A 24,825-nucleotide genomic window follows, 5' to 3' on the forward strand; every position below is an offset into this window, starting at 1 on the left:
CGCGTTCGCTCCTTTTGTTGTCCGGCGTCACGCCGCCGCGCACTGCCACATCAGCCGCGTGGCGCCGAAGCCTTCGATCGATCGTTGCGTGCCGCCCTGGATCACGAGATCGGCCATGATCGCGCCGACCACCGGCACGAGCTGGAAGCCGTGCCCCGAGAAGCCGAAGCAGTGAAACGCGCCCTTGGCGTTCGGCGAGGCACAGATCACCGGCAGGTGATCCTTCGTCGTCGCTTCGATGCCGGCCCAGCTCCGGACGATCCTGAGAGACCTGATAGACGGGAACAGATCCGTCGCGGCCCGCGCGCCCTTCGACAATTCCTGGAAGTCGACGAAGCTCTTCTGCGCTTCGATATCCGCCCGGCCCTGAAGGCCGCCGCCGATGACGAGCGTTCCCTGGTCGGATTGCTTGAACGAGAGCGGACGCCCGGCCACGCTGATCACGGGCTTGAGCAGCGGAGCGATGCGCTCGGTGACGATCATCATCGAAGCCTTGAGCCCCAACGGGATGTCGTCGCCCAGCATCGCGGCGATCTTGCCCGCCCAGGCGCCGGCGGCATTGATCACCGTCGGCGCGATGAATTCCCCGGCCTCAGTGCGCAAGCGCCAATCGCTCCCGGCCGGCTCGATCGCGTCGACGCCGACGCCCTCGCGGATCGTTACGCCGGCCGCCTCCGCGCTGCGCCGGAACGCCTGCAAGGTCCGATGCGGGTCCGCTGCGCCGTCGCGTCGGGCGATCAAGGCCCCGACGCAATGCGGTGAGATCGCCGGCACGAGCCTCAGCAGTTCGGCCCGGTCGATCAGCTCCTCATGCGCGTATCCGGCCTCCCGCATCCGGGCGAGGCGGCTTTCGAGCTTGGGCAAATGATGCGCATGCTCGGCGATATTGAGCTGGCCATGGGCCTGGAAGCCGCAGCCATCCCCGACGATCGCCTCGATGCCATGCCACATCTCCATCGCTTCGAGGGCGATCGGGATCTCGGCGGGATCGCGGTTGAGCGTCCGGACCCCCGCCGCCGTCGCGCCCGAGGCATGGCGCCCGACCCAGGATTTTTCGAGGATCGTGACGCGGCGCCCGCCACGGGCGAGCTGCAGTGCCGCCGACAGACCGTGTAGCCCGCCGCCGACGACGAGCGTGTCGATGGCCTCGCCATTCATGACAGGGCATCCATCGTGTCGAGTGCGGCGAGCTCGCCCAATGTGACGGGCTTCAGCGGCGGACGGACCCGGTAGAGCCCGACATCCGGCACGCTGCGCCCCTCGGCCGCGGCAAGGACATGGGCGACGGTGTAGCCGCACTGGCGCCCCTGGCAGGGGCCCATGCCGGCGCGCGTGAACGCCTTGACCTGGTTCGGGCCGGGACGGCTCGCGCCGATTTGCTCCCGGATCGCCGCGACGCGGACCTCCTCGCAGCGGCAGGCGATCGTCTGGTCCGGCGGGATGAACACGGCCGGCCGCGGGCGGTAGTAGCGATCGAGGAACCGCCGCGGAGACAATGCCCGCGCCAGCCGGGAGCGGACCGGCAGCGCAAGGGCTTCTGCTTCGGCCTCGGACAGCCGGCCGGCCTTGGCAGCGATCCTCAGAGCCGCGAGCTCGCCGCGCAGGCAGGCCGCCCTGGCGCCGCCGATGCCTGCACCGTCCCCCGCCACGAAGACGTTTTGCTCCGATGTCTCCCCCCAGCCGTCGAGCGCCGGTGCGAAGCTGTCCTGGTCGGTGTTCCAGACATGGCGGCAGCCGAGCGCAAGGGTCGGATGGATCGTCGGTACCAGGCCCTCATGGACGAGAAGGAGGCGCGCCTCGACGGTCGCATCCCGGCCATCGGCCGTGACGTAGCGGATGTTCTCGAGCCCTCCCTCGCCGGTCGCCTCGATCGCCGCGACATGCCGGATATAGGGAACGTGCCGCCGCAGCCGCGCGATCCAGCTCAGGCCCTTCAGGAGATCGCCGGGCGCTCCGAGCAAGGCTGCGGGCAACGCCGCGATGACCTCGCGGCTTCGTCCGGGCGGCGTCGTGTCCAGGAAACCGGCGACCATTCCGCCCGCCTGCAGCAATTGCATCGCATAGAGGAGCGGCAGCGGGCCGCAACCGGCGATCCAGACCGGTCCGCTCGGGATCTGGCCGGAAGACTTCAGGACGATCTGGGCCGCGCCGACCGTCATGACGCCCGGCAGCGTCCAGCCCGGGAACGGCGCGGGGCGCTCCTGCGCGCCCGTCGCCAGCAACACGCAACCGGCCCGGACGGAGCTCGCCGCACCATCGCGTCGCAGGAAGGCGCGGGCTCCCGCTCCCGCCTCGACATGCCACAGCTGCGTGCCGGGCTCGTAATCGGCACCGCTCGCCCGAAACCGGCCGACCACCGCGGCGCCCTCGCCATAGGCCTTGCCGAGCAGGCCGGCCCGCGGGGTTCCGGCGAGATTCTCGATGTTCCGCCAGATCTGCCCGCCGGGCGACGGCTGCTCGTCGACGACGAGGACCCGCAGGCCGTGCCGCTTGGCCACGATGGCCGCCGACATGCCGGCAGGACCGGCTCCGACGATCAGGAGGTCGACATGCCGGCTCATGGCGTCACGTCCGGCCGGCCCTGCTGCCGCTCGATCCGCATGCCCTCGCGCACCGGCGTGAGGCAGGTCTGGACCGACGGCACGCCATCGACCACGGCGAGGCAATCGAAGCACACGCCCATCATGCAATAGGGAGCGCGCAACGCGCCCGATACCGGCGTCGTCCGGCACCACGGCGCAGCCTGCCGCAGGAGCAAGGCCGCGACGCTTTCGTCCGCGATTGCAGCGACGGGACGTCCGTCGACATGGACCGTCAGCGTCTCCCCGGTCTCCTGATCCAGCGTCCTGAACATGGGCTTGCCTTCCGGAAATCTCGACGCGGAACCGCTCTCAGCGGCCGGCTGCCGGGGCCGATGGTCCAGCGCGGAAGCGGGCGGCGAGAGTGTTCTCCCGTTCCAGCCACAGCGCCTCGAAAAGCGTCGGCCTTGAGCAATGCATGTCGTTCCCTCCGTGTTGACGACGGTAGGGACCGGCATAGTATTATGTCCAATAGAAAAAATCCCGCACTCTATTCCTAGAGTTATAGCATGCCTCGCGCGCTCAATCTGAGACAGATCGAAATCTTCAAGGCCCTGATCGAGCATGGCACCGTCAGCCGCGCGGCCGAGGCGATCTACATTTCCCAGCCGGCGGCGAGCAAGCTCCTGATGCAGCTTGAAAAAGACAACGGGCTCAAGCTCTTCGACCGTTACAAGGGCCGGCTGATCCCGACGGCGCAAGGCCTCAGGCTCCATGAGGAGGTGGCACGCATCTTCGTCGGCGTACGCCAGGTCGAGAGCGCGATCGGGCTGATCAAGCGCGAGGACCAGGGGCGCCTCGTCGTGGGTGTCATTCCCGCTCTCGGCGGCGCCTATATCCAGCGGACGACGATGAGTTTTCTCAAGCGCAACCCGAACGTCTATTGCTGGATCAAGTCACCGAGCTCCCAGTGGATACCGGAATACGTGCTGACGCGCGTGCTCGACATCGGCATCGTAACCGCGCGCGTCGAGAACCCCTTCATCGTCACCGAGCCGCTGTTCGAGCATCCGCTGCTCTGCATCATGCCGATCGGGCACCCGCTCGCCGAGCGCAGCGTCATCCGGCCCGACGACCTGAACGGCGTTCCCTTCGTCGCCTTCAACACCGAGACCTATACGGGACAGAAGGTCTCGACGATGTTCGATACGTTCGATGTCCGCGCCAACATCGTCCTGACAGCCGATTCGAATTCCACGCTGTGCCATTTCGTCGCCGCCGGCCTCGGCGTATCGCTCGTGCATCCTCTCTTCGTTGCCGGCGTAGAGAAACAGGTTGTCGTCAGGCCATTCGAGCCGACCATTCCGCTGGACTTTCTGGTTTGCTTCGGGCGCGACGCCAGAAACCCTCAACTCATCTCGGAATTCGCCAGCGAGGCAAAATCAATGGCCACCCGCTTTATCGACGACCTCGCAGCAAGCTGGCGTTGAGCAGAGGGGCGACAATGCCTGCTCGCCGTCGCCTGCTTCCGCGGTGACATGGCCGTCCGGCACTATGCGCTGCCGCTGACCGCAGCGGGCGCTCTGATCGCCGGCTTCATCCCCGAAGGCATCCAGCCCTGCGATGTTTCTGATCATGACACGACCGCACGCGCGTCAGTCGCCGTGAAACAGCCGGCTCTTCGTCAGCGCGATAGCGCGACCGCTTCAGCCTGCGAGATTCGATCCTTCGGATCTCTCCTTCCGAACTTGTCCCTGTAGTCCTGGGGATTGACACCAAGCCGGCGCCGGAACGCCCTGCGCATCCTTTCTTCGTCCAGGAAACCGCACCGGGTCGCGATCTCCTTGATGCTCTGGCGCGTGTCCTCCAGCGCACGGCGCGCGCCTTCCAGCCGCAACTCCTCGACGACCTTGGCCGGTGTCCTGCCGGTGCGGGCGAAGTAGGAACGGGCGAAGGTTCTCGGACTCATCGCGACCCGTGAGGCGAGGACATCGACCCTGAGATCATCGCCGAGATGGTCCTGCATCCAGCGATGAAGATCGTCGAAATCGCCGTCATCCGCTTCCTGCAGGGCGAGTGGAACGCTGAACTGCGTCTGGCCGCCGGCTCGCTTGAGGAAGACGACCAGGCGTTTGGCGACACGGATCGCCTCGGCATGCCCACGATCCTCCTCGATCAGCGCGAGGGCGAGGTCGATGCCGGCGGTGACGCCGGCGGAGGTCCAGATCGGCCCGTCGCGCTCATAGATCGCATCCGGGGAGACCGAGACGTCCGGATAACGATCCTGCAGCAGCTTGCAGGATCCCCAGTGCGTCACGGCCCTCCGCCGGCTTAGCAGCCCGGCGGCCGCCAGAACAAAGCTGCCCGTGCAGACGGAGCAGAGGCGGCGAATGGCGCCGGCATTATCCGACAGCCAGCCCACGAGTTGCGGCTCGCCGGCCGCTCGATGAACGCCTGTTCCACCGACGACGACCACGGTGTCGACCTCGGTCATCTCCTCGATAGGCCGGGTCATCAGCTCGATGCCCGAGGACATTCTGACGAGCCCTCCGGCCGTCGATGCCACGCTGAGACGGTACGGGGCGCTCTCGCGGTCCGCGGTCTCGCAGGACAGCTCGAAGGCGGCGAGGGGGCCGGACAGGTCCAGCAGCAGCGCATCGGGAAAGACCACGAAGACGACGTGACGCGGAGACAAGGCGTCCTCCATGCACCGTTGCCGAAACTGGCAGAAAAGGAGGGTAGAATGTCGTTTTAGTCACGGGCTGTCATGCCCAAAGATGAGGCCTCGCTTGAGATGGAGGTCTCCTTGAGCACCGCAGAGCTTCAGATCGGATTTCTGTTCTTTCCCGGCATGACGCAGCTGGACGTAACCGGGCCCTTCGAAGTCCTGGCGCGCCTGCCGCACGCGCGCATCCACCTCCTCTGGAAGCGGATCGAGCCGATTACCAGCGATGTCGGCCTGACGCTGATGCCGACGACCGCCTTCGAGGACTGCCCGCAGCTCGACGTTCTCTGCGTCGGCGGCGGGCCGGGGCAAATGGCGCTGATGGACGATGCGGAGGTGATGGGCTTCATCGCCCGGTCCGGCGCCAGCGCGCGCTACGTCACGTCGGTCTGCGCCGGCTGCTTCATCCTCGCCGGGGCGGGCCTGCTGGAGGGATATCGTTCCGCCTGTCACTGGCTGTCCCGCGACCAGCTCTCCGTACTGGGCGCCATCCCCGTGGACGAGCGCATCGTCGTCGATCGCAACCGCATATCCGGCGGCGGCGTCACGGCCGGCATCGACTTCGCCTTCCGCGTAGCGGCCGAGCTGTGCGGCGAGGACCTGGCCAAGCGCCTGCAACTGATGCTGGAATACGATCCGAAGCCGCCTTTCGACATCAACGAGCGGAATGCGCCGGCCGCGCTGCTGGCCGAGGTCCGCTCCGCGGCGGCTCCGATGCTCGCGGAAAGACTGCGATCGAGCGAGCGGGCGGCGGCCCGGCTACGCAATGGCGGGTTCGGCCCGGATGACGCAGCCTCGGAAAGCGCCGCGGTGCCCACCAGGGCCTCGCGATGACCCGGCAGGTCCGCGCATTCGAGGAAGACGGCCAGCGCATCATCCAGGTGCAGGATAGCGCCTGCGACCTTTCCGGCGTAATCGTCGTCGATTCCTCCGTGCTGGGACCCGCGACTGGAGGGTGCCGATTTTGGCACTACGGTGATGCCGGCGAAATGCTCGCCGACGCCCGGCGACTCGCGCGTGGCATGAGCTACAAGAATGCGATGGCGGGCCTGCCTCTGGGCGGAGGCAAATCCGTCATCGCCCGTCCGCGGGGCCCCTTCGACCGGGAGGCCCTCTTTCGATCCTTCGGATCGTTCCTCAACGAGCTCGGCGGCGATTATCTGGCCGCCGAGGATGTCGGGACCAGCCCCGGCGACATGCAGATCGTGCGGTCCGTGACGCCGTTCGTCTTCGGGCTGCCGGTGCTGGGAACCTCCGCGGGCGGCGACCCGTCGCCCTGGACGGCGCTCGGCGTCTTCCTGAGCATCCAGCATGTGCTGTCCCGGCGCGGCATCGCGCTGGCGGGCAGCCGGGTGGCCGTGCAGGGGCTCGGTCATGTCGGAGCCGATCTGTGCCGAAGGCTGCATGAGGGCGGCGCAAGACTGGTCGTGGCCGATGTCCAGGATCGAGCTATCCAGCGCCTGCTCGCCGATCTGCCGGCCGAGGTGGCCCCGGTGGACGAGATTCATCGCAGCGACGTCGACCTCTTCGCCCCATGCGCCCTCGGCGGCGGCCTCAATCACCTGACCGTGCCCGAGATCAGAGCGTCATCCGTCGTCGGCGCGGCGAACAATCAGCTCGCCACTCAGGCAGACGACCAGCGCCTGCACGACAGGGGCATCCTGTATGCGCCGGACTATGTCGCGAATGCCGGCGGCATCATCAATGTGGCGGCGGAATATCTCGGACGCGACCAGCACGAGGTCCTGGAGCAGGTGCGACGTATTCCCGAGCGCCTGGAAGCCGTGCTGGACCGCGCGGCCGCGACGGGACGGCCGCCGTCGCATATCGCCGATGCGATGGCACGCGACCTGATCGCAGCAGCCGACGCCACGCCTAAGCCGATGCACCGCATGTCGGGTTGAAAATCCGCCGATACCGCCGTGCGTGCCGGCCCGGCCGCCCGCGTGGCGGGCGCCAACCGGTCGATCGCGATGAGTTAGTCGTTCGGCACCGTCGAGCCCGCAGAGGAAGGACATCGCACATGGAAGCCGACACGGTTCTCGCGGTCACGGGGCTGACGAAAGCGTTTGGCGGTTTCACCGCGGTGAACGGCGTCGATCTCGCGGTTCGGCGGGGCTCCATTCATGCCTTGATCGGTCCGAATGGGGCGGGCAAGACGACCTGCTTCAATCTGCTGACCAAGTTCCTGACCCCGACGAAGGGCTCGATCGTCTACAACGGCCGCGACATCACCCGGGACAGGCCGGCTGAGATCGCCCGCCAGGGGCTGGTGCGCTCGTTCCAGATTTCGGCGGTGTTCCCGCAGCTCAGCGTCAAGACCAATGTCCGGATCGCGCTGCAGCGCAAGCGCGGCGACTCGTTCGATTTCTGGCGCTCCGAGGACGTGCTGAAGCCGCTCGACGAGGAGGCACTGCGGCTGGTCGAGGCCGTCGGCCTTTCTGCCTTCGCGGAGCTGCCGGCGGCCGAACTTTCCTATGGCCGCAAGCGCGCGCTCGAGATCGCGACGACGCTGGCGCTGGACCCGGAGATGCTGCTTCTGGACGAGCCCATGGCGGGCATGGGGCGGGAGGATGTCGAGCGCATCGAGGCGCTGATCCGCAAGGTCTCGCACAACCGCACCATCCTGATGGTCGAGCACAATCTCTCGGTCGTCGCCTCGCTGTCGGACCGCATCACGGTGCTGGCGCGTGGGCAGGTGCTGGCCGAGGGGGACTACGCCACCGTCTCGAAGGATCCGCGCGTGATCGAGGCCTATATCGGCTCGGGAGTCGGCCATGCTCACTGAGGCCGCTCGCGTTTCGGCCCAAACCGCCGCGCCCCTGCTGCAGGTGCGTGGGCTCGAGGCCTGGTACGGCGAGAGCCACGTGCTGCACGGCATCGACCTGGATGTCGCCTCCGGCGAGGTCGTGACACTGCTCGGCCGCAACGGCGCAGGCAAGACGACGACGCTGAAGTCGATCATGGGCGTCATCGGCAAGCGCAAGGGCTCGGTCGTACTGGAGGGCACCGAGACGATCGGGCTGCCCTCGCGCGCGATCGCCCGGCTCGGCATCGGCTATGTGCCGGAGGAGCGCGGCATCTATTCCTCGCTCAGTGTCGAGGAGAACCTGATGCTGCCGCCGCGCGTCAGGCCGGGCGGGCTCTCGCTGGAGCAGATTTTCACGCTGTTCCCCAACATCAAGGAGCGCCTGCGGAGCCAAGGGACGAAGCTCTCGGGCGGAGAGCAGCAAATGCTGGCGATCGGGCGCATCCTGCGCACCGGCGCCCATTTTCTTCTGCTCGACGAGCCGACGGAAGGCCTCGCACCGGTCATCATCGACCAGATCGGCGCAACGATCCGCAAGCTCAAGCAGGACGGCTACACGATCATCCTGGTGGAGCAGAACTTCCGCTTCGCCGCGACCGTCGCCGACCGGCACTATGTCGTCGAGCAGGGCAAGGTCATCGACATGATCCCCAATGACCAGCTCGACGCCAATATCGACAAGCTGCACGGCTATCTCGGGGTCTGAGCGATGTTCGAAATACTAGGTGTCCCTGCGCAGGCCCTGTTCGGACAGTTGCTGCTCGGCCTGATCAACGGCTCGTTCTACGCGATCCTCAGCCTCGGGCTGGCGGTGATCTTCGGGCTGCTCAACATCATCAATTTCAGCCATGGCGCCCAATATATGATGGGTGCCTTCGTCGCCTGGATGTGCCTGAACTATCTCGGCATCAACTACTGGGCCGCGCTGCTGCTGGCGCCGCTGGTGGTGGGCGCGACCGGCATCGCGATCGAACGCTTGCTGCTCAAGCGCATCGCCCATTTCGACCATCTTTACGGGCTTCTGCTGACGTTCGGCCTGGCGCTGATCATCCAGGGCGTGTTCCGCAACCAGTATGGCTCCTCCGGGCTGCCCTACCAGATCCCGCCGGAACTTCGAGGTGGCCAGAATCTCGGCTTTATGTTCCTGCCCTATTATCGCGGCTGGGTCGTTGTCGCCTCTCTCGCGGTCTGCCTGGCGACCTGGTTCCTGATAGAGAAAACCAAGCTCGGCGCTTACCTGCGCGCCGCGACCGAGAACCCGACCCTGACCCAGGCCTTCGGCATCAACGTGCCGCTGCTGGTGACGCTGACCTATGGCTTCGGCGTGGCGCTGGCGGGTTTCGCGGGCGTGCTCGCCGCGCCGATCTATTCGGTCAATCCGAACATGGGCGCGGACCTCATCATCGTGGTCTTCGCCGTGGTCGTCATCGGCGGCATGGGCTCGATCCTGGGCGCCATCATCACCGGCTTCTCGCTCGGCCTAATCGAGGGGCTCACCAAGGTTTTCTATCCGGAAGCATCCGCCACGGTGATCTTCATCATCATGGTGCTTGTGCTGCTGGTGCGGCCTGCGGGCCTGTTCGGCCGCGCCGCGTGAGGAACTGAGATGGCAGACATCGCTTCCACCGACGCCCCCGCCGCTGGCCTCTCGGTCCGCGAGATCGACGACGGCACCGAGCGGCTGCACCGCATCCTGATGATCGGCATCGCCGTCGCGCTGGTCATCGCGCCCTTCGTCACCTATCCGGTCTTCGTCATGAAGGTGATGTGCTTCGCGCTGTTCGCGCTCGCCTTCAACCTCCTGCTCGGCTTTGGTGGCCTGCTCTCCTTCGGCCAAGCCGCCTATTTCGGCATGGCGAGCTATGTCTGCGCCTATGCCGCCAAGTTCTGGGGGCTCTCGCCGGAGCTGGCGATCCTCTCGGGCACGGCGGTCGCCACGCTGATCGGGCTCGTCTTCGGCGCGCTCGCGATCAGGCGCCAGGGCATCTATTTCGCCATGATCACGCTGGCGCTGGCGCAGATGGCGTTCTTCTTCTCGCTGCAGACGCCGGGCTTCACCGGCGGCGAGGACGGCATCCAGGCGGTGCCGCGTGGCCGTCTCTTCGGCTTGATCGATATCGCCGACGACAGGGCGCTCTACTGGCTCGTCGCCGCGATCTTCATGGGTGGATTGCTGCTGATCTACCGGATCATCCATTCGCCCTTCGGCCAGGTCTGCACGGCGATCCGGGACAACGAGCCCCGCGCGATCTCGCTCGGATACCGCACCAACCGCTACAAGCTCGTCGTCTTCGTGCTCTCCGCCGCTCTCGCGGGCCTCGCCGGCGCCACCAAGGCGATCGTGTTCCAGCTGGCCTCGCTCACCGACGTCCACTGGTCGATGTCCGGCGAGGTCGTGCTCATGACGCTGGTCGGCGGGCTCGGCACCATCTTCGGCCCGATCGCCGGCGCGCTCGTCATCGTCTCGATGCAGAACTTCCTCGCGAGCCTCGGATCATGGGTCCTCGTCGTCCAGGGCGTCATCTTCGTCGTCTGCGTCCTGACCTTCCGCGAGGGCATCGTCGGCATCATCGCGAAATGGAGCAAGAGACCCCTATAGGGCCGCCGCGCCCCGGCTGGCCCGTTCGATGTTCCGGGCCCTCGCGCAACCGGGGACCGGCGGCCCGGAGCCCGGCTCGCGCCGGCTCGAAGGCTGCATGCGAACGAGGCGGGCGGACGCACTCGCCGCCCGTTCCGAAAGCGCCGGATCAGAGGCGGCAGAAAACGAGGGATATCAGCCGTTGTGGCTGCATTTCACCCGGCATTAGCTTCAGCGCAGAAGCCGCAGCAAGCGGTTCGACAGGGGAACGACACATGATGCATCAAGACCGTAGCAGGCCGGCCCGGACCGGCCGGATCAGAGCCTCCCTCCTGCCGTTGGCAGCCGCGTTCGCAACGCTGCTGACGACGGCCAACCTCGCAGTCGCCGAGGTCGCCGGCGGCACCGTCAAGATCGGCGTGATCAACGATCAGGCCGGTCCGCTTTCCGACCTCGCGGGGCCCGGCTCGGTCGCCGCGGCGCGGCTCGCGATCGAGGATTTCCAGAAGCTGTCGCCGTCCGTCAAGGTCGAGCTCGTCACGGCGGATCACCAGAACAAGCCCGATATCGGCGCGCAGATCGTGAGGCGCTGGTACGATGCGGAGGCGGTCGACGCGGTTTTCGACGTCGGCAACTCGGCCGTCGCCCTGGCGGTGCAGTCGATCGCCAAGGAACGCGGCAAGCTGGTGGTCTATTCGGCCGTCGGCACGGTCGACATCACCGGCAAGCAATGTTCGCCGACCGGGCTGGCCTGGCTGCACGACAACTACAACCTCGTCTCCGGGCCGATCCGGAAGCTGAAGTCCCAAGGCCTCGACCCGTGGTTCTTCATTGCGGCCGACTATGCGTTCGGTCGGAACATGGTGCAGGAATCGCAGGCGATGCTGGCCTCGGCCGGCGGCAGGACGGCGGGATCGGTCTTCCATCCGCTCGGCAACGCCGACTACGGATCCTTCCTGCTCCAGGCGCAGGCCTCGGGCGCCAAGGTCGTCGCGTTCGCCAATGCCGGCGAGCAGCTCGTCTCGGCCATGAAGCAGTGGAACGAGTTCGGCATGGGCGCCGCCGGCCAGACTCCAGTCGCGCTCCTGATGTTCCTGACCGACGTCCACAGCATGGGACTACAGATCGCTCAGGGGCTGACGACCATGACCGCCTGGTATTGGGATCTGAACGACGACACGCGCGCCTTTGCCAAGCGCTTCTTCGGGATGCGCGGGACGATGCCCACCGCGCCGCAGGCCGCCGTCTATTCCGCGATCCTGCATTATCTCAAGGCTGTCGCCGCCACGGGCTCCGACGATACCGCCACCGTGCTCGCGAAGATGCGCGCCACGCCGGTCGACGATTTCTACGCGCCCGGCGCCACGCTTCGTGCCGACAACAAGCTCGTTCACGACTTCTATCTCGTCCAGGCGAAGAAGCCGGCCGAACTCGATCGGCCCTGGGCCTATTACAAGGTCGTGGAGACGGTGAAACCCGCCGATGCCTATCGCCCCTTGAGCGAAAGCGAATGCCCTTTGGTGGTGGCCAGACCGAAGTGACGACCGGAGCAGCCCCGCGCTCCGGAGGAACGCGGGGCTGCTCGACCCGCCTTGGCTCGGTGAGACGCCTTCCCCCGGACCGGTACTCGCTGCGTCCTACAAGGTGCCGGCGGCGGCCGATTTCCGAAGCACGGAGTTCCGCACCACGTGACCGCGCGGAACGCGCCGCGACCGGGAAGGCTCCCTATCCCAATCGTGCCGCGGCCCGCTCGGCCAGGGCGCGCCGATGTTGCCGGGCGGTCTGCATCCTGCTCTGGAGCAGAGCGAGGACGTCCGGCGGCGCCGTTTCCGGCGAGCCCGCATTGAATGGCGGGGCCGGATTGTATTCCATGCGCAGTTGGATCGCCTCGGCGGTCCGGCGATCGACCAGGTTGGCGACGACGGTCAGGCCGAGGTCTATTCCCGCCGTGATTCCGCCTCCGGTGATGCGGTTCCGGTCGATGCAGACCCGCTCGCGCGAGGTCGTCGCCCGGAACAGCGGCAGGATTTCGAGCGCGCTCCAGTGGGTCGATGCCCTGTATCCGTCGAGCAAGCCCGCCGCGCCGAGCACGAGCGAGCCGGTGCAGACCGAGGTGACGAAGCGAGCGCCCTCGGCCTGCCGACGCAGGAAGTCCAGCACCTCGTCATCGGCCATCAGATCGTCGGTGCCGTATCCGCCGGGGACGCAGATCACGTCCAGTTGCGGACAGTCCGCGAAGGTGACCGTCGGCGCGATCGTGAGGACCGTGTCGCTCGGGACCGGCTCCAGGCTCTTCCAGACCAGGAACACCTCCGTGTCGGCCATGCTGGAGAAGACCTGGAGCGGCCCTGTCATGTCGAGCTGTGTGATGCGCGGGAAGACGAGCAACCCGATCTTGAACGGAGTGGCCATGGAATCTCTTTCGGGGTTCGGCTTGACGGCCGGACAATGCCATGATGGCATCTGCTCTCAAATGTCGCACATCCCTCGTTTTCAGACGTTTCCGTGATCGGCATTCTCATCTTCCCGGATTTCCAGCTGCTCGATGCATCCGGGCCGGCCTCGGTCTTCGAGATCGCCAAACGTTATGTCCCGAACGCGCCTGGCGTCAGGATGATCGCGGTTCAGCCGGGCGCGGTCCGGGCCTCGTGCGGCGTCGAGGTCGTCGCCTCGAGCCTGAGATCCAGCCACGGTCTCACGACCATGGTCGTTGCCGGCGGGTTCGGCGTCGAATCCGTCATCGCCTGCCGCAGGACGCTGAATTTCGTGCGGCGTCTGGCACAGAGCGGCGTTCGCATCGCGAGCGTCTGTTCCGGTGCCTATGTCCTCGCGGCCGCCGGCCTGCTCGATGGCCTCAAGGCCACCACGCACTGGTGCCGGACACAGGATTTCGTGTCGCGCTACCCTCAGGTCAGGCTCGATCCGGACCGGATTTTTCTGCGGGAAGGCAATATCTGGACATCGGCGGGGATCACGGCGGGGATAGACTTGGCGCTGGCCATCGTCGCGGAAGATCACGGCGAGACCGTCGCCAAGGAGGTCGCGAGCCAGCTCGTGCTCTATCACCGGCGCAGTGGCGGGCAATCGCAGTTCTCCTCGCTTCTGGAATTCAAGGCGCCTGACGGCCGGTTCGGCCCCTTGCTCTCCTGGGTGCGCGAGCACCTCGACAAGCCGCTCACCGTCGAGGTTCTGGCCGATCGCGCGGGCCTGAGCGCGCGGCATTTCGCGAGGGCGTTCACGGCGGAGACCGGTTCCACGCCCTCGAAAGCGGTGGAACGGCTGAGGCTGGAAGTGGCGCGCGAACGGGTGCAGTCCTCCGGCGATCTGATCGAGCGCGTCGCCGAGACGACGGGCTTCGGCGACGCGGAGCGCATGCGACGCGCATTCGTCCGGGCTTTCGGCCAGCCGCCGCAATCGCTGCGCAGGACAGCCCGCGGGTGGAAGTGATCGCGTGGCGGTTGGGGGCAGCGCTCGCCGGAACTCATCGAAGCGCGCGCCATTCTTCGCTCAAGCCCGGCCGGTGGAAAAGAAGTGACGGCGAGTGGATGAATGCGACCGCCCATTAGTCCACCGAGGTCGCAGACGGTTTGCGTCGATGCATGGGCTCTGCCGGCATCACGTCAAACCTTACCTTGGCGCCGTCAGCTCCGGCTGGCAGGGCCCTTTCGTTTGAGCCTGCCTTTTCCATTTAGTCGCCTTCAATCCAATCTGAACGCAGTACTCGAAAGGACACCCAGCGCTCGCTGAAAGCCGTAACGGCGACATAGCGTAAGATGCCGCCAGGCCATGATATGGCAAGCGGCTGCCTGCCGTTAATTAGCGATCCAAATCGGCCTTCGACAAATCCAACATAGTATTTTCCGCACGTGCTGAGCGTGTATGAACAGAGTACAACCGCTCGATCGCATGGAGGAAGAAGGATTTGAGCCTTGCTTCTTACCCAAGGATTGCCGCTTATTTCGAGAAGCGCGTTGTAATTTTCGAGCATCAACCTCACCAGTGTCTGATTTTTATCCGGCGCAGGCATCGAGCTCAGTTTGGCGTTGGAGAAAATTCGACAGGAATATTTTAGTTCCTTGGGTTAGCTCCAAAATTTGAGATAATCGGTTTGGGTAGCTATTCTGCACTGCCGTCGCTCTTGGCAGGCGCGCGTCGGTTTCGAGCCCGCTCGCAAAGATCGATTTCGGCGCGCCTTACGGCCGGCAAGGACGGAGCCCCCCGGACGGAAAAGCGGTGGAAACGGCACAGGCGGATCTCGGCTAGTCCTCGCACCGGTTAGCATCGTCCCCGAGGGCATGGCGAAATAGCACTCGTCCTCGTAATCCAGGGGGGTCCCATCTTCGAGGGTGTAGGAGGTTCGCGTACCTGGAAGATGGCGCCAGACAATAACCGTGTGGCGATTGCTTTCATCGTCCTGGCAGAGCTCTCGATAGAGCCCCCGTCTGACTGGAGGAAAGCGTCTTGCCGGCTGCTGGGTCGGCATTCTTGGAGCGACCATGCAAACGCCTCACGCAACACACTGATTGCGATTCAACGGCGCCTCGATCGCGTCGTTCCTTGCGGGAGGTTAGGTGTCCAAACGCGACAGAACTCGGCGATCGGATGCGATGCCAATCCCGCCTGTCTCGCTGCCGGCGCCTGACGCCTTCTCCTCGACGTACTTGAGTCGGGTCGCCGCTGTGTTTGGAAGCCCTCGCGCTTCGAGCCAGGCGAGGAACCCATCGGGTTTGATGGTCACGATCTGCAGGGCGCGGCCTCGCGCCAGCCATGCATTTATGACGCTCAGTGCTGCCTTGTGCCAAGCGTCGTAGTCGCTCGGCATTTCATCATGATCGTGGGCAAGCTCCCACAAGCGCTGAAAATCAGCGCGCTCGTACCACGGTAATGCTACCGTGTACTCTTCGACTGTCGGTTTCACTATTTTTGCCGATCGTCCGCGTTCGACGCGGGAACCGAGGATGCTAACCGCCTGTGCCGGGTAGTCGGCGATTGATCAGTTGACGATTCTAGACCCTCCGTAAATCCGGCGCTCCATCATTTGATGGGTGTTGCTCACTTTCTCCGTCTCCGGAAGCGCGCCCAAAATCCTGCCAGCGTGCCCTTGGTAGGTGGCGGTTTTTGAGGTCTCTCATCAGACCGCGCACCGGTGATCAAGCGGTAGTATTGTTCGGCCTCGTCAGTGAACTGGACCTGACCTCCGGTCCGCCGAGCCAACCGCTCAGCCGTTTCTACAACGACCGTGAGATCGGGGGAGCGGCTGTAGTCGGCACCAGTAACATCGCGGAAGCCCCACTCGTTACCCAATCGGCATATCGTGAAAATTTGGGCCATATCGGTCCTCGACAGAGACGAGCCTGAACGCGACGAGCGTCGGGCGGTTCCGTCGCGGCGGGGTGCAGACGCAGCGAGCGCGCCTACCCCGGAACGTTTCACACCGCAGCCAGTTGCCGACTCGGTTGCGTTGCGGAGTTGCGTTGGTGTGTACGCTTAGGTTGCTCAAAGCCGGGTCCGCTGGGCTCGGGGGCTTTGAGCGACCCGGCGTCCTCACGCCATAAGCCCGGCGCATCGAAAGGCTGCGGTGCGAAACTAAACGACTCTCGACCACGGCGATGCCTTCGCCGACGAGGCCGAGGCGTATCGCGATGACTTTGCAGAGGTGACCGCTGACCACCTGAGCGAGGGAGCAAGCCGATACCGGAAAGCGGCCCCCTCCCCTTTCAGACCCCAGGGCATTTCCGCGTTTTCTCTGGATCGCGAAAATGCTCCATCTCCTCGTCGCAACGCATTTTCTTCACGCGACCCGACACCCACTTCGCTCGAAAATGCTCTAGAGCCCGTAGATCGCCTCGCTCGATGCCTTTTGGGGCGATCGCGACATGCGCCTCCTGACACAGGCCACCGGGACACTGACCGCTCAAACGTTGCCGAGCAGCCGCTCCAGCTTCTCGATATAGGCTGGCGGAAGCTGGTTGGCGCGGGCGCCCTTCAGCAGCGGCACCTTGTAGTGCGCGGGCGCGCCGGCCGGCCCCGATGGCGCGGGTATGTCGTAGGTCGTCGAGGCCATTGTCCGGCCGTCGGGCGTATGCAGGACAATCGATTTATGGGCCCAGTGCCCCTTGTCGGTGCCAGCAGAACGATCCATCGCCGCCATGTCCGCTTCAGACAGCTCGTAGTGCACGCCCCATGTTTCGGCTCCGTCCAGGGGCGCGAGCCGCGCTCCCTCATAGGCTCCGTCCGTGGTCTTGCCGAAGGTGAGCTCGTAATCCTTCAAGCAGGCGATGCCGAGCGCGCGAGCGGATGGCGCGACCCCGTGGATCAGTTCGATGTCCATCAGATTGGCATAGGCGAAATAGTTCACGGCGATCTCCGTTTCATGCTGAGGGAGCGTCCAGACTTTGGCCGCGCAAGGCGTCCCAGGTCCGCGGCAGGGCTGCGAGAGGGGCGAGCGTGTCGATCTCGGCGGCGCGGTGGCAGCGGGCCTGCCGTCCGACGTCGATGCTCGTCAGCGGAGGCGGCTCGGCGTGGCAGCGCAGCAGCGCGAAGGGACAGCGGGCGGCGAAGCGGCAGCCGGCCGGCGGATCGACGAGATCGGGCGGCCCGCCCGGGATGGCGATCGGCTCTTCACGGCTGCCGAGCCGCGGCAGGGCATTCTTGAGCCCGAGCGTGTAGGGATGGGCCGGCCGGCGGATCACGTCCCGCGTCGGCCCCGTCTCGACGATCATGCCGGCATACATCACCGCCACCCGCTCACAGTTCTCGATGACGAGGGCGAGGTCATGCGTCACCAGCAGCAGAGAGAAGCCGAGCCGCTGCTGGAGTTCGCGCAGGCTGCGGAAGATCTGGTCCTGCACCACGACGTCGAGCGCGGTCGTCGGCTCGTCGGCGAGCACGAGCGGCGGCTCCAGCGCCAGCGCCATGGCGATGATGGCCCGCTGGCGCATGCCGCCCGAGAACTGGTGCGGAAAATCGCGCGCCCGCTCGGGTGCGACGCCGACCATGGCGAGCAGCGCTTGCGTGCGGCGCCAGGCTTCCGCGCGCGATACATCGCGGTGCGCGAGGATCGCCTCCGCGATCTGGTCGCCGACGCTGAGCACGGGGTTGAGGGCATTGAGCGCGCTCTGCGTCACCATCGAGATGCCGGCCCAGCGCACGGCGCGCCGCTGTTCCGCGGTGGCCGAGACGAGGTCTCGCCCCTGGAAGGCGATGCTGCCGGCATCGATGCGGGCATTGCCCGGCATCACGCCCATCACGGTCTTCAGCAAGGTGCTCTTGCCGCAACCGGACTCGCCGATCAGCCCGAGATTTTCGCCCTTCCCGAGATCGAGGTCGATCTCGGACAGCGCGCTGGCTCGCCCGCGCTGCGTGGAATAGCTCGCCGAAAGCCCGGAGATCGACAGGAGGGAATGGGAGCCGCTGGCGTCCATGGCTCTAGCCCATCCTCAGGCGCGGATTGACGACCTGCTCATAGGCGCGGCCGACGAAATAGACGGCCGAAACGAGGAGCATGATCGCAATGCCCGGCGGCACCACCCACCAGGGCGCGCGATACATCATCTGCGAGGCGTAGGCGTCGTAGACGATGGAGCCCCAGCTCACCACGGACGGGTCGCCGAAGCCGAGAAAGCCGATGCTGGCCTCGGTGATGATCGCCCAGGCTAGCGCGAAGGCGACGCTGACCAGCGCGATCGGCATGATGTTGGGCGCGATCTCGCGGTAGATGATGGCGAAGTCGCTCGCTCCGGTGATCCGGGCCGCCGCCACGAACGGCATCTCGCGCAGCGACAGGACCTGCGCGCGCACCACCCGCGCCGTCGAGCGCCACATCACCAGCGTCATGGCGATGACCATAGTCGTCAGGCTGCGGCCGGTGAGCGAGAGCACGATGATGATGAAGGGCAGGAAGGGCAGCCCGAGGAACATGTCGGTCAGCCGCATCAGGAAGGAGTCGATCCGGCCGCCGAAATAGCCGGAGATCAGCCCGATATTGACGCCGATCAGTACGGTGCCGAGCGCCGTCAGCCCGCCGACGAGCAGGGCCGGCCTTGCACCGACCAGGATCTGGCTGAAGACGTCGCGGCCGAGCAGCGTGGTGCCGAGCCAGTGCTGCCAGGAGGGCGGCGCCAGCCGCAGCAGCTTGCCGGCAGCGTCGTAGTTGCGCGCGACGGGATCGTAAGGCGCGATCGCCGGGCCCAGGACGGCCAGCGCGACGCAAATCGCGAGGATCACCAGGCCTGTGGGGCCGAAGGGACCGCGCCAGACTGCGCGAAAGAAGTCGAGGATGATCGCAGCCATGGTCAGTCGTAGACGATGCGTGGGTCGAGCAGACCGTAGAGCAGGTCCGCGACGAAGGTGCCGAGCACGGTCAGCAGCGCGATGAGCAGGAAGGCGGCCTGCGCGACCGGATAATCAGCGCGACTGATGGCCTCGATCATCAGCAGGCCGAGCCCGGGCCAGGAGAACACCGTCTCGATCACCACCGAGCCGGCCACGGCCCAGCCGAGGATCATCGGCAGCGTCGTGGCCAGCGGCAGCAGCGCGTTGCGGGCGGCATGCCTGAAGAGGACGCGGCGCTCGCTCAGCCCCTTCATGCGGGCGAGTTCGATATAATCCTCGCCGATGGTCGACAGCATGGTCGAGCGCATCAGCAGCAGCGGAAAGCAGAGCTGGTAGAGCGTGTTGACCAGGAAGGGCAGCGCCAGATGGTGCAAGAAGTCGAGCGATAGGTACATCCGCCAGTCCTGCTCCGGGAAAAGGCCAGGCGTGACGATGTGGCCGATCGGGAACAGGTCGAGCTTGATCGAGAACAGCAGGATGGCGAGCATGCTGAGCCAGAACAGCGGCGCCGATTGCAGCGCGGTCGCGGTCAGCACGACGCTGACTTCCGCGCCGCCGCCGCGCTTCCATGCGGCCATCGCCCCGATGACCGCGCCGATCAGATAGGCGGCGAGCATGGAGGGAAGGATCAGCAAAAGCGTGTTGAGGAGCCGGCCCTGGATCATCTCGAAGACCGGCCGGTTGGTCTGAAACGAGAAACCGAAATCGAGGACGCAGAGATTGCGCAGATAGAGCAGGTATTGCTCGAAGAGCGGCCGATCGAGCCCGAACTGCTGCCGCATCGCCTCCTGCGCCTTCGGATAGAGCGAAGGGCTGATCACGGTCGCGGTCGGGTCACCGGGCAGCAGCCGGAACAGGAAGAACATCAGCGTCGCCATCGCGAACAGCGTCAGAACCATGTGCCCGAGGCGGCGAACGAGATAGCTGGCCATGGCTCAAACCACCGCCTGCGTGGTACCGGGGAGCGGGCCCCGCACGACATCGGGATCGGCGGAAGGGATGGCGGCGATCAGGGCGCGCGTATAGGCATCGCTCGGCGCCGACAGAACCTCCTCGACCGGGCCGGTCTCGACGATACGGCCGCGATGCATGATCGCCAGCCGATCGCAGACCGCGCCGACGGTGGCGAGGTCGTGGGTGATGTAGAGCATCGCGATGCCGCGCTGGCGGGCGAGGCGCTTGAGCAACCGCACGATGTCCCATTTGATCGAGACGTCGAGCATCGAGACCGGCTCGTCGGCGACGAGAAAGCGCGGCTCGAGGATGATCGCGCGGGCGATGCAGACACGCTGGCGCTGGCCGCCGCTGAGCTGGTGCGGGTGCTGGTCGAGATAGCTATCGGCCGGGTTGAGACCGACCTCGGCCAGGACGGCGCGCACGCTCTTGGCGATGGCCACGCGGTCGCGCACGCCCTGATAGAACAACGGTCGTCCGACAAGCTCCTCGACCGTGTGCTGCGGGTTGAGAGCCCCGTACGGGTCCTGGAAGATCATCTGCACCTGGCGGTGGAAGGCCTTCTTGTCCCGGGCGCGCGCCGCTGCGCTGTCAATGCCTTCGATCAGGATCGTGCCTGCGCTCGGCGTCTCCAGCCCGACGAGCAGGCGACCGGTGGTCGACTTGCCGCTGCCGGATTCGCCGACGAGACCCAGGACCTCGCCGGCGCCGATCCGGAAGCTGACTCCGTCGACCGCCCGCGTCACCTCGCCTCGCCGGCCGGGCAGCAGCGAGCGCAGCCCGGCGGACGCCGCATAGTGCTTGGTCAGATTCCTGACGTCGATCATCGCAGGATGGCTCGCGTATTCGGCGGTCGCGTTACTGACCGCGTCACTTGGCCGGGGCGCGCAGGCTGCCGTCCGGGCCCCAGCTGAAGCCGGCGGCTTTCAGGATCGCCTTGGCCTTGTCGACGTCATAGGCCGGCAGCGGGATCGAGCTGTCGTGCCAGAAGGCGTTGACGGGCACGATCGGCGTCGCACTGCGACCGGCATCGCCGCCCAGCACCTCGTCGATGATAGCTTCGTAGGGAATGGCATGCGCCAGGGCCTGCCGCAGCGCCGTATGAGCGAATACCGGCCGGGCGATGTTGTAGCGCATCGACATATACCCGTTCGAGCGCGCCTGGATCAGCTTGATGTTCTTCTCGGCCCCAAACTCCTTGACCACGGTCGGCACGATCGGCTGGAAGGAGACGTCGATATCGCCCTTCTTGAGTGCTGCACCGACGAGTTCGGCCGAGCCGAAGACGATGATCAACAGGTCGGAGGCGGGCTTGGCAAAATGGTCGGCCCGGCGCTGCAGCGAGATCTCCTGCCCCTCGCGCCAGTAACGCAGCGTATAGGGTCCGCTGCCGATGAGCGGCATGTTGCGGAAGTCCTGCGGCTTGGCGATGCCGGTCTTCTCGACCACGTCCGCCCAGATGTGCCTGGGCAGGATCAGCACCTGGCCGAGCGTGTTGATGATGAACGGCGCATAGGCCTCGGTCAGCTTGAAGCGCACGGTCGCGGGGTCGACGACCTCGACCGAGGCCAGCTTCTCCAGGTATTTCTTGAAATAGGCCGCGTCCCAGCGCTTCACATAGTCGAACGAGAACTTGACGTCCTCGGCGGTGACGGGCTTGCCGTCGCTGAAGCTGTGGCCCTGGCGCAGCTTGACGACCACGGTGGTGGGGTCGACCACCTCGAGCGCCTCGGCCAGCCACATCCGCGGCGAGCCGTCGGGGCCGAGTTCGACGAGCTTGTCGTAGACCAGGCTCAGCGTGTTGAAGTCCTCGACGATCGTCGCCGCCAGCGGGTTGAAGGTGCCCTGGTCGATGGTCCGGCCGATCTTCACGGCAGCCCCGGCCCTGGGCGTCATGCGCAGCATGTTCCAGAGCGAGCGCGGGCCATCGGTGGTGTCCTCATAGCCGGGGATCTCGACCTTGGCTGTGTTCATCGCGAAGGTGTTGACGACATAGGCAAGGACCGCCTCAGGCTGCTCGTCGGCCAGGACGCGCTGCAGTTCGTAGATCACCTTGCGGCGCTCCTGCGCGTCGTAGAGCGCGAGCTGCCGGGCGCCGAGTTCGTCGACCTTCGGGCTGGAGAAGGAGCCGACATTGGAATCGCCCGGCGCATTGTTGCGCGAGTTGAACTGGGCGTTGGTGAAGAAGTCCGGCTCCGAGCGCTGCGGTGAGCCCGAGAGGACCGACAGCACCACGTCGAAGTCGTGCTCCTTGAACCATTTCGACAGCATCGGATTGGGGAAGGGCTGCGGATCGAGCGTGACCTTGAGCCCGAGCTTGCGCCAGCCTTCGGCGATGTAATTGGAGGTCTCGAAATAGTGCTGGTACTTGGCAGCCGGCCAGGTCAGCACCTTGATCTCCGGAACCGGCTGCTGCGCCAAGGCCACTGTCGTGCCAAGCCCCATCAGCGCGCCTGCGAATGCTGTCGCGAGCTTCATCATTCTCCCCTTTCTTTGTGTGCGGCCTGCAAACAAATCCGGCTGAGCGCGGATCTTTCCGCTTGCCCGCCCTATTCCCTCTCCTGGAAAGCTAGGGCTCCCCGGCAAGCTTGCCCATTGCCGATTTCCGATGCACATCATTCCAAATTGGAATGAACTTGGCGGAACCGGACCAATGCGCAGGACCTTGCCGCCGACGCGGGATCTCGCTTGTTTCGAGGCGGTCGCGCGCCATCGCAGCGTCACGCGCGCTGCGGCCGAGCTCAACCTGACGCAGAGCGCCGTCAGCCGCCGGCTCGCCGCGCTCGAGGAACTGCTCGGCCAGACCCTCTTCTTGCGCGACAAGCAGCGGCTGACGCCGACCGTTGCTGCCGAGGAATATGCCGAGGAGCTGCGCAGCCTGTTGAATCGGGTCGAAGTGGCGACCACCCGGTTTCTTTCGCACGGACGCAAAGGCGGGGTTTTGACGGTTGCCTGCCTGCCGACCTTCGGCTCGCGCTGGCTTGTGCCGCGGCTGGCGCGCTTCATCGCCAAGCATCCGACAGTCGACATCAACCTGATCTCAAAGATCCGGCCGTTCAGCTTCGAGGAAGAAAAGGCTCATGCCGCGATCCATTTCGGCAGCCCGACCTGGCCGGGCGCCCGCATCCATCACCTGCTGGACGAGCATGTGATCCCGGTCTGCGCGCCCGCCCTGATCGGCGGCGAAGCCCTCGCGAGCCCCGACGGGTTTGCGCGGCTGCCGCTGCTGCAGCATACGACGCGCCCCTATCTCTGGCGCGATTGGCTGGTCGATGCCGGAGCCGGCAACGTGAACGGCATCGCCGGGCCGAAGTTCGAGTATTATTCGCTCGTCATCCAGGCCGCGATCGCCGGCATCGGCGTGGCCATCCTGCCGGATTTTCTGGTGCGGGAGGAAATCCAGTCGGGAGCGCTGATGGTCGCCTGCCCGCACCGCATGCGTTGCGAGGATGCCTACTACGTCGTCTACCCCAAGCGCTTCGACGAGAACATCAACGTGCAGGCCTTCGTCGGCTGGCTGCGCGAGGAAGCTGGACGTTACAACGGCGGCCCGGCCTGAGCGGCGTCAGCCGGCCAAGCCACCCTTTGCAGGCCGGCAATGTAAGATTTCTTCACCAGCTTGAATACTCGAAGCCTTGGTCGCTGGGTAACCCTCTTTGTGCTCCAGCCGAACGCCCGGCAAGGGGCAGCAGCTCAATGTCTGCCGTGGGCACATCCGGATGCAGATGAGTTCATAACTACCCCGCATCTACGGCAATCAGAAATCTAGACTGCAAGTCATGGTCAAACCTGGAACGATCTGACATTCTGTCGGCAGCCTCCATTAGAGAGGCGTTGGAGGAGGGAATGCTGATGAAACGGAGAGCCTTGCTCAAGGGCGTCGCCGCCGCGGCTGCTACGACGGTTTTTGCCCCTGCCATCGGTCGCGCGCAGGCCGTCCCGACGCTCGTAGGAGCCGTCCAGTTCAACGATGCGCACCCCTTTACCCAAGGACTGCTCAAGTTCGAGGAACGGGTGAAGGCGCTCTACAATCGGCCGATCAACTTCACCTTGCACAAGGATTCTTCACTGGGCCTCGAGAAGCAGTATTTCGAGTATATGGCTCAAGGTAAGAACGTCGATTACGCCGTCGTGTCGCCTGCCCACATGTCGACCTTCGCCAAGGCCGCGCCATTCATCGATGCGCCTTTCGTCTTCCGGGATTTCCCGCACATGGAAGCCGTGGTGAACAAGGGCCTGCTGACGCCCATCGCCGACGAGATCGAGAAGAAGGCCGGTGTCCGGCTGATCGGCTATGGCGGTGGCGGCGTGCGCAACCTGTTCTCCAACAAGCCGATGAAGAACCTCGCCGAGATCAAGGGCCTCAAGGTCCGCGTCCAGGGCGCGCCGATCTGGTCCCGCAGCTTCTCGGCCATCGGCATGTCACCGACGGTCATCGCCTATAACGAAATCTACAACGCGATTCAGAACAACGTCATCGCGGCGGCCGAGAACGAAGCCGCCGGCATCGAGCAGATGAAGTTCTTCGAAGTCGCTCCCAACATCCTGATGACGCAGCACGCGGTTTCGGTCAGGCCGATCTGCTTTTCCATGAAGACGCTGACGAGCTTGCCCAAGGACCTGCAGGACGCGGTGATCCAGGCCGGCAAGGAAGCGGCGGATTACGAACGCAAGGTCGAATCCGGCAGCGATTCCGAGATCCTCGCCAGGCTGGAGGCGGCCGGCCGGCTGAAGCGGATCCCGTTCGAGGACCGCGCTGCCATGCAGAAGCTCGCCGAGCCCGTCATGCTCGCCTACGCCAAAGAGGTCGACGCAAGCGGCATCCACACGGCCATCGCCAGCGCCTGATCCTCGCCTGAACTCCGGCCGCCATCGCGGTCGGGGTTCGCCCTCCGCGTCGGAACAT

At 65.6% G+C, this 24,825-nt stretch carries 23 protein-coding genes; 11 read left to right on the forward strand and 12 right to left on the reverse strand.

Annotation, left to right across the window (positions count from 1 at the left end; genetic code table 11):
* Nucleotides 1–27: 27 nt before the first annotated feature.
* From BoBH3_RS07830 to BoBH3_RS07840, 3 genes are read right to left on the reverse strand one after another with little or no spacing between them, the layout of a single operon-like run.
* Complete coding sequence (locus BoBH3_RS07830) at nt 28–1,158, reverse strand: NAD(P)/FAD-dependent oxidoreductase (RefSeq protein WP_262330201.1); 1,131 nt, start codon at nt 1,156–1,158, stop codon at nt 28–30.
* Entirely contained in the window at nt 1,155–2,561 is a 1,407-nt protein-coding gene (locus BoBH3_RS07835) for an FAD-dependent oxidoreductase (RefSeq protein ID WP_262330202.1), read from the reverse strand. The genes BoBH3_RS07830 and BoBH3_RS07835 overlap by 4 nt, the downstream gene beginning before the upstream one ends.
* Nucleotides 2,558–2,854, reverse strand: coding sequence for a (2Fe-2S)-binding protein (locus BoBH3_RS07840; protein WP_262330203.1), 297 nt, complete (start codon nt 2,852–2,854; stop codon nt 2,558–2,560). Before BoBH3_RS07840 ends, BoBH3_RS07835 begins: the two co-directional genes overlap by 4 nt.
* A gap of 234 nt (nt 2,855–3,088) precedes the next feature.
* On the opposite strand from BoBH3_RS07840, the gene BoBH3_RS07845 reads away from it, so the two are divergent.
* Entirely contained in the window at nt 3,089–4,009 is a 921-nt protein-coding gene (locus BoBH3_RS07845) for a LysR substrate-binding domain-containing protein (protein WP_262330204.1), read from the forward strand.
* Nucleotides 4,010–4,203: 194 nt separating this feature from the next.
* On the opposite strand, the gene BoBH3_RS07850 is transcribed toward BoBH3_RS07845, so the two are convergent.
* Entirely contained in the window at nt 4,204–5,214 is a 1,011-nt protein-coding gene (locus BoBH3_RS07850) for a GlxA family transcriptional regulator (protein WP_262330205.1), read from the reverse strand.
* 111 nt (nt 5,215–5,325) lie between these two features.
* Between BoBH3_RS07850 and BoBH3_RS07855 the strand changes: the two genes are divergently transcribed.
* The 7 genes from BoBH3_RS07855 (at nt 5,326) to BoBH3_RS07885 (ending at nt 12,172) form a co-directional block, all read left to right on the forward strand.
* Nucleotides 5,326–6,078 (forward strand): DJ-1/PfpI family protein, encoded by a 753-nt coding sequence (locus BoBH3_RS07855; RefSeq protein WP_262330206.1) that lies wholly within the window; start codon nt 5,326–5,328, stop codon nt 6,076–6,078.
* Nucleotides 6,075–7,148: a Leu/Phe/Val dehydrogenase gene (locus BoBH3_RS07860; protein WP_262330207.1), complete on the forward strand. Its 1,074-nt coding sequence runs from the start codon at nt 6,075–6,077 to the stop codon at nt 7,146–7,148. Before BoBH3_RS07855 ends, BoBH3_RS07860 begins: the two co-directional genes overlap by 4 nt.
* 119 nt (nt 7,149–7,267) lie before the next feature.
* A complete protein-coding gene (locus tag BoBH3_RS07865) occupies nt 7,268–8,032 on the forward strand; it encodes an ABC transporter ATP-binding protein (RefSeq protein ID WP_262330208.1) in 765 nt (254 codons plus the stop codon).
* Complete coding sequence (locus BoBH3_RS07870; RefSeq protein WP_262330209.1) at nt 8,022–8,759, forward strand: ABC transporter ATP-binding protein; 738 nt, start codon at nt 8,022–8,024, stop codon at nt 8,757–8,759. Before BoBH3_RS07865 ends, BoBH3_RS07870 begins: the two co-directional genes overlap by 11 nt.
* Nucleotides 8,760–8,762: 3 nt before the next feature.
* The gene (locus BoBH3_RS07875; protein ID WP_262330210.1) at nt 8,763–9,650 is read left to right on the forward strand and encodes a branched-chain amino acid ABC transporter permease; all 888 of its coding nucleotides are present in this window, start codon (nt 8,763–8,765) and stop codon (nt 9,648–9,650) included.
* Between the two features lie 9 nt (nt 9,651–9,659).
* A complete protein-coding gene (locus BoBH3_RS07880) occupies nt 9,660–10,652 on the forward strand; it encodes a branched-chain amino acid ABC transporter permease (protein ID WP_262330211.1) in 993 nt (330 codons plus the stop codon).
* Nucleotides 10,653–10,969: 317 nt separating this feature from the next.
* Nucleotides 10,970–12,172: an ABC transporter substrate-binding protein gene (locus tag BoBH3_RS07885; RefSeq protein WP_262330212.1), complete on the forward strand. Its 1,203-nt coding sequence runs from the start codon at nt 10,970–10,972 to the stop codon at nt 12,170–12,172.
* 184 nt (nt 12,173–12,356) lie between these two features.
* On the opposite strand, the gene BoBH3_RS07890 is transcribed toward BoBH3_RS07885, so the two are convergent.
* On the reverse strand, nt 12,357–13,043 hold the full coding sequence (locus BoBH3_RS07890; protein WP_262330213.1) for a DJ-1/PfpI family protein: 687 nt from the start codon (nt 13,041–13,043) through the stop codon (nt 12,357–12,359).
* Nucleotides 13,044–13,136: 93 nt separating this feature from the next.
* Between BoBH3_RS07890 and BoBH3_RS07895 the strand changes: the two genes are divergently transcribed.
* Nucleotides 13,137–14,078 (forward strand): GlxA family transcriptional regulator, encoded by a 942-nt coding sequence (locus BoBH3_RS07895; RefSeq protein ID WP_262330214.1) that lies wholly within the window; start codon nt 13,137–13,139, stop codon nt 14,076–14,078.
* Nucleotides 14,079–15,198: 1,120 nt separating this feature from the next.
* On the opposite strand, the gene BoBH3_RS07900 is transcribed toward BoBH3_RS07895, so the two are convergent.
* From BoBH3_RS07900 to BoBH3_RS07930, 7 genes are all read right to left on the reverse strand, one after another.
* The gene (locus BoBH3_RS07900; RefSeq protein ID WP_262330215.1) at nt 15,199–15,549 is read right to left on the reverse strand and encodes a hypothetical protein; all 351 of its coding nucleotides are present in this window, start codon (nt 15,547–15,549) and stop codon (nt 15,199–15,201) included.
* A 996-nt stretch (nt 15,550–16,545) separates the two neighbouring features.
* Nucleotides 16,546–16,989: a gamma-glutamylcyclotransferase family protein gene (locus tag BoBH3_RS07905; protein WP_262330216.1), complete on the reverse strand. Its 444-nt coding sequence runs from the start codon at nt 16,987–16,989 to the stop codon at nt 16,546–16,548.
* 13 nt (nt 16,990–17,002) lie between these two features.
* Entirely contained in the window at nt 17,003–18,055 is a 1,053-nt protein-coding gene (locus BoBH3_RS07910; RefSeq protein WP_262330217.1) for an ABC transporter ATP-binding protein, read from the reverse strand.
* A 4-nt stretch (nt 18,056–18,059) separates the two neighbouring features.
* A complete protein-coding gene (locus BoBH3_RS07915) occupies nt 18,060–18,923 on the reverse strand; it encodes an ABC transporter permease (protein WP_262330218.1) in 864 nt (287 codons plus the stop codon).
* Nucleotides 18,924–18,925: 2 nt separating this feature from the next.
* Complete coding sequence (locus tag BoBH3_RS07920) at nt 18,926–19,897, reverse strand: ABC transporter permease (RefSeq protein ID WP_262330219.1); 972 nt, start codon at nt 19,895–19,897, stop codon at nt 18,926–18,928.
* Between the two features lie 3 nt (nt 19,898–19,900).
* On the reverse strand, nt 19,901–20,746 hold the full coding sequence (locus BoBH3_RS07925) for an ABC transporter ATP-binding protein (RefSeq protein WP_262330220.1): 846 nt from the start codon (nt 20,744–20,746) through the stop codon (nt 19,901–19,903).
* A gap of 43 nt (nt 20,747–20,789) precedes the next feature.
* Nucleotides 20,790–22,397, reverse strand: a complete 1,608-nt coding sequence (locus tag BoBH3_RS07930; RefSeq protein WP_262330221.1) for an ABC transporter substrate-binding protein — start codon at nt 22,395–22,397, stop codon at nt 20,790–20,792.
* Between the two features lie 175 nt (nt 22,398–22,572).
* Here BoBH3_RS07930 and BoBH3_RS07935 point away from each other — a divergent pair, with 175 nt between their 5' ends.
* Both BoBH3_RS07935 and BoBH3_RS07940 read left to right on the forward strand, forming a co-directional pair.
* Nucleotides 22,573–23,478: a LysR family transcriptional regulator gene (locus BoBH3_RS07935; protein WP_262330222.1), complete on the forward strand. Its 906-nt coding sequence runs from the start codon at nt 22,573–22,575 to the stop codon at nt 23,476–23,478.
* A 293-nt stretch (nt 23,479–23,771) separates the two neighbouring features.
* Nucleotides 23,772–24,767 carry a TRAP transporter substrate-binding protein gene (locus tag BoBH3_RS07940; RefSeq protein WP_262330223.1) on the forward strand — a complete coding sequence of 332 codons (996 nt, stop codon included), beginning with the start codon at nt 23,772–23,774 and terminating at the stop codon, nt 24,765–24,767.
* The last annotated feature ends 58 nt before the right edge of the window (nt 24,768–24,825 follow it).

This window comes from Allobosea sp. BH3, from assembly GCF_025499465.1.
Lineage (GTDB): Bacteria > Pseudomonadota > Alphaproteobacteria > Rhizobiales > Beijerinckiaceae > Allobosea.

Excerpts from the sequence above, each read along its gene's own strand:
- BoBH3_RS07880 (WP_262330211.1), top strand. The coding sequence starts at position 9,660 with ATGGCAGACATCGCTTCCACCGACGCCCCCGCCGCTGGCCTCTCGGTC.
- BoBH3_RS07840 (WP_262330203.1), bottom strand. The coding sequence starts at position 2,854 with ATGTTCAGGACGCTGGATCAGGAGACCGGGGAGACGCTGACGGTCCAT.
- BoBH3_RS07835 (WP_262330202.1), bottom strand. The coding sequence starts at position 2,561 with ATGAGCCGGCATGTCGACCTCCTGATCGTCGGAGCCGGTCCTGCCGGC.
- BoBH3_RS07940 (WP_262330223.1), top strand. The coding sequence starts at position 23,772 with ATGAAACGGAGAGCCTTGCTCAAGGGCGTCGCCGCCGCGGCTGCTACG.
- BoBH3_RS07875 (WP_262330210.1), top strand. The coding sequence starts at position 8,763 with ATGTTCGAAATACTAGGTGTCCCTGCGCAGGCCCTGTTCGGACAGTTG.
- BoBH3_RS07930 (WP_262330221.1), bottom strand. The coding sequence starts at position 22,397 with ATGAAGCTCGCGACAGCATTCGCAGGCGCGCTGATGGGGCTTGGCACG.
- BoBH3_RS07935 (WP_262330222.1), top strand. The coding sequence starts at position 22,573 with ATGCGCAGGACCTTGCCGCCGACGCGGGATCTCGCTTGTTTCGAGGCG.
- BoBH3_RS07920 (WP_262330219.1), bottom strand. The coding sequence starts at position 19,897 with ATGGCCAGCTATCTCGTTCGCCGCCTCGGGCACATGGTTCTGACGCTG.
- BoBH3_RS07860 (WP_262330207.1), top strand. The coding sequence starts at position 6,075 with ATGACCCGGCAGGTCCGCGCATTCGAGGAAGACGGCCAGCGCATCATC.
- BoBH3_RS07870 (WP_262330209.1), top strand. The coding sequence starts at position 8,022 with ATGCTCACTGAGGCCGCTCGCGTTTCGGCCCAAACCGCCGCGCCCCTG.
- BoBH3_RS07925 (WP_262330220.1), bottom strand. The coding sequence starts at position 20,746 with ATGATCGACGTCAGGAATCTGACCAAGCACTATGCGGCGTCCGCCGGG.
- BoBH3_RS07890 (WP_262330213.1), bottom strand. The coding sequence starts at position 13,043 with ATGGCCACTCCGTTCAAGATCGGGTTGCTCGTCTTCCCGCGCATCACA.
- BoBH3_RS07830 (WP_262330201.1), bottom strand. The coding sequence starts at position 1,158 with ATGAATGGCGAGGCCATCGACACGCTCGTCGTCGGCGGCGGGCTACAC.
- BoBH3_RS07910 (WP_262330217.1), bottom strand. The coding sequence starts at position 18,055 with ATGGACGCCAGCGGCTCCCATTCCCTCCTGTCGATCTCCGGGCTTTCG.
- BoBH3_RS07915 (WP_262330218.1), bottom strand. The coding sequence starts at position 18,923 with ATGGCTGCGATCATCCTCGACTTCTTTCGCGCAGTCTGGCGCGGTCCC.
- BoBH3_RS07865 (WP_262330208.1), top strand. The coding sequence starts at position 7,268 with ATGGAAGCCGACACGGTTCTCGCGGTCACGGGGCTGACGAAAGCGTTT.
- BoBH3_RS07845 (WP_262330204.1), top strand. The coding sequence starts at position 3,089 with ATGCCTCGCGCGCTCAATCTGAGACAGATCGAAATCTTCAAGGCCCTG.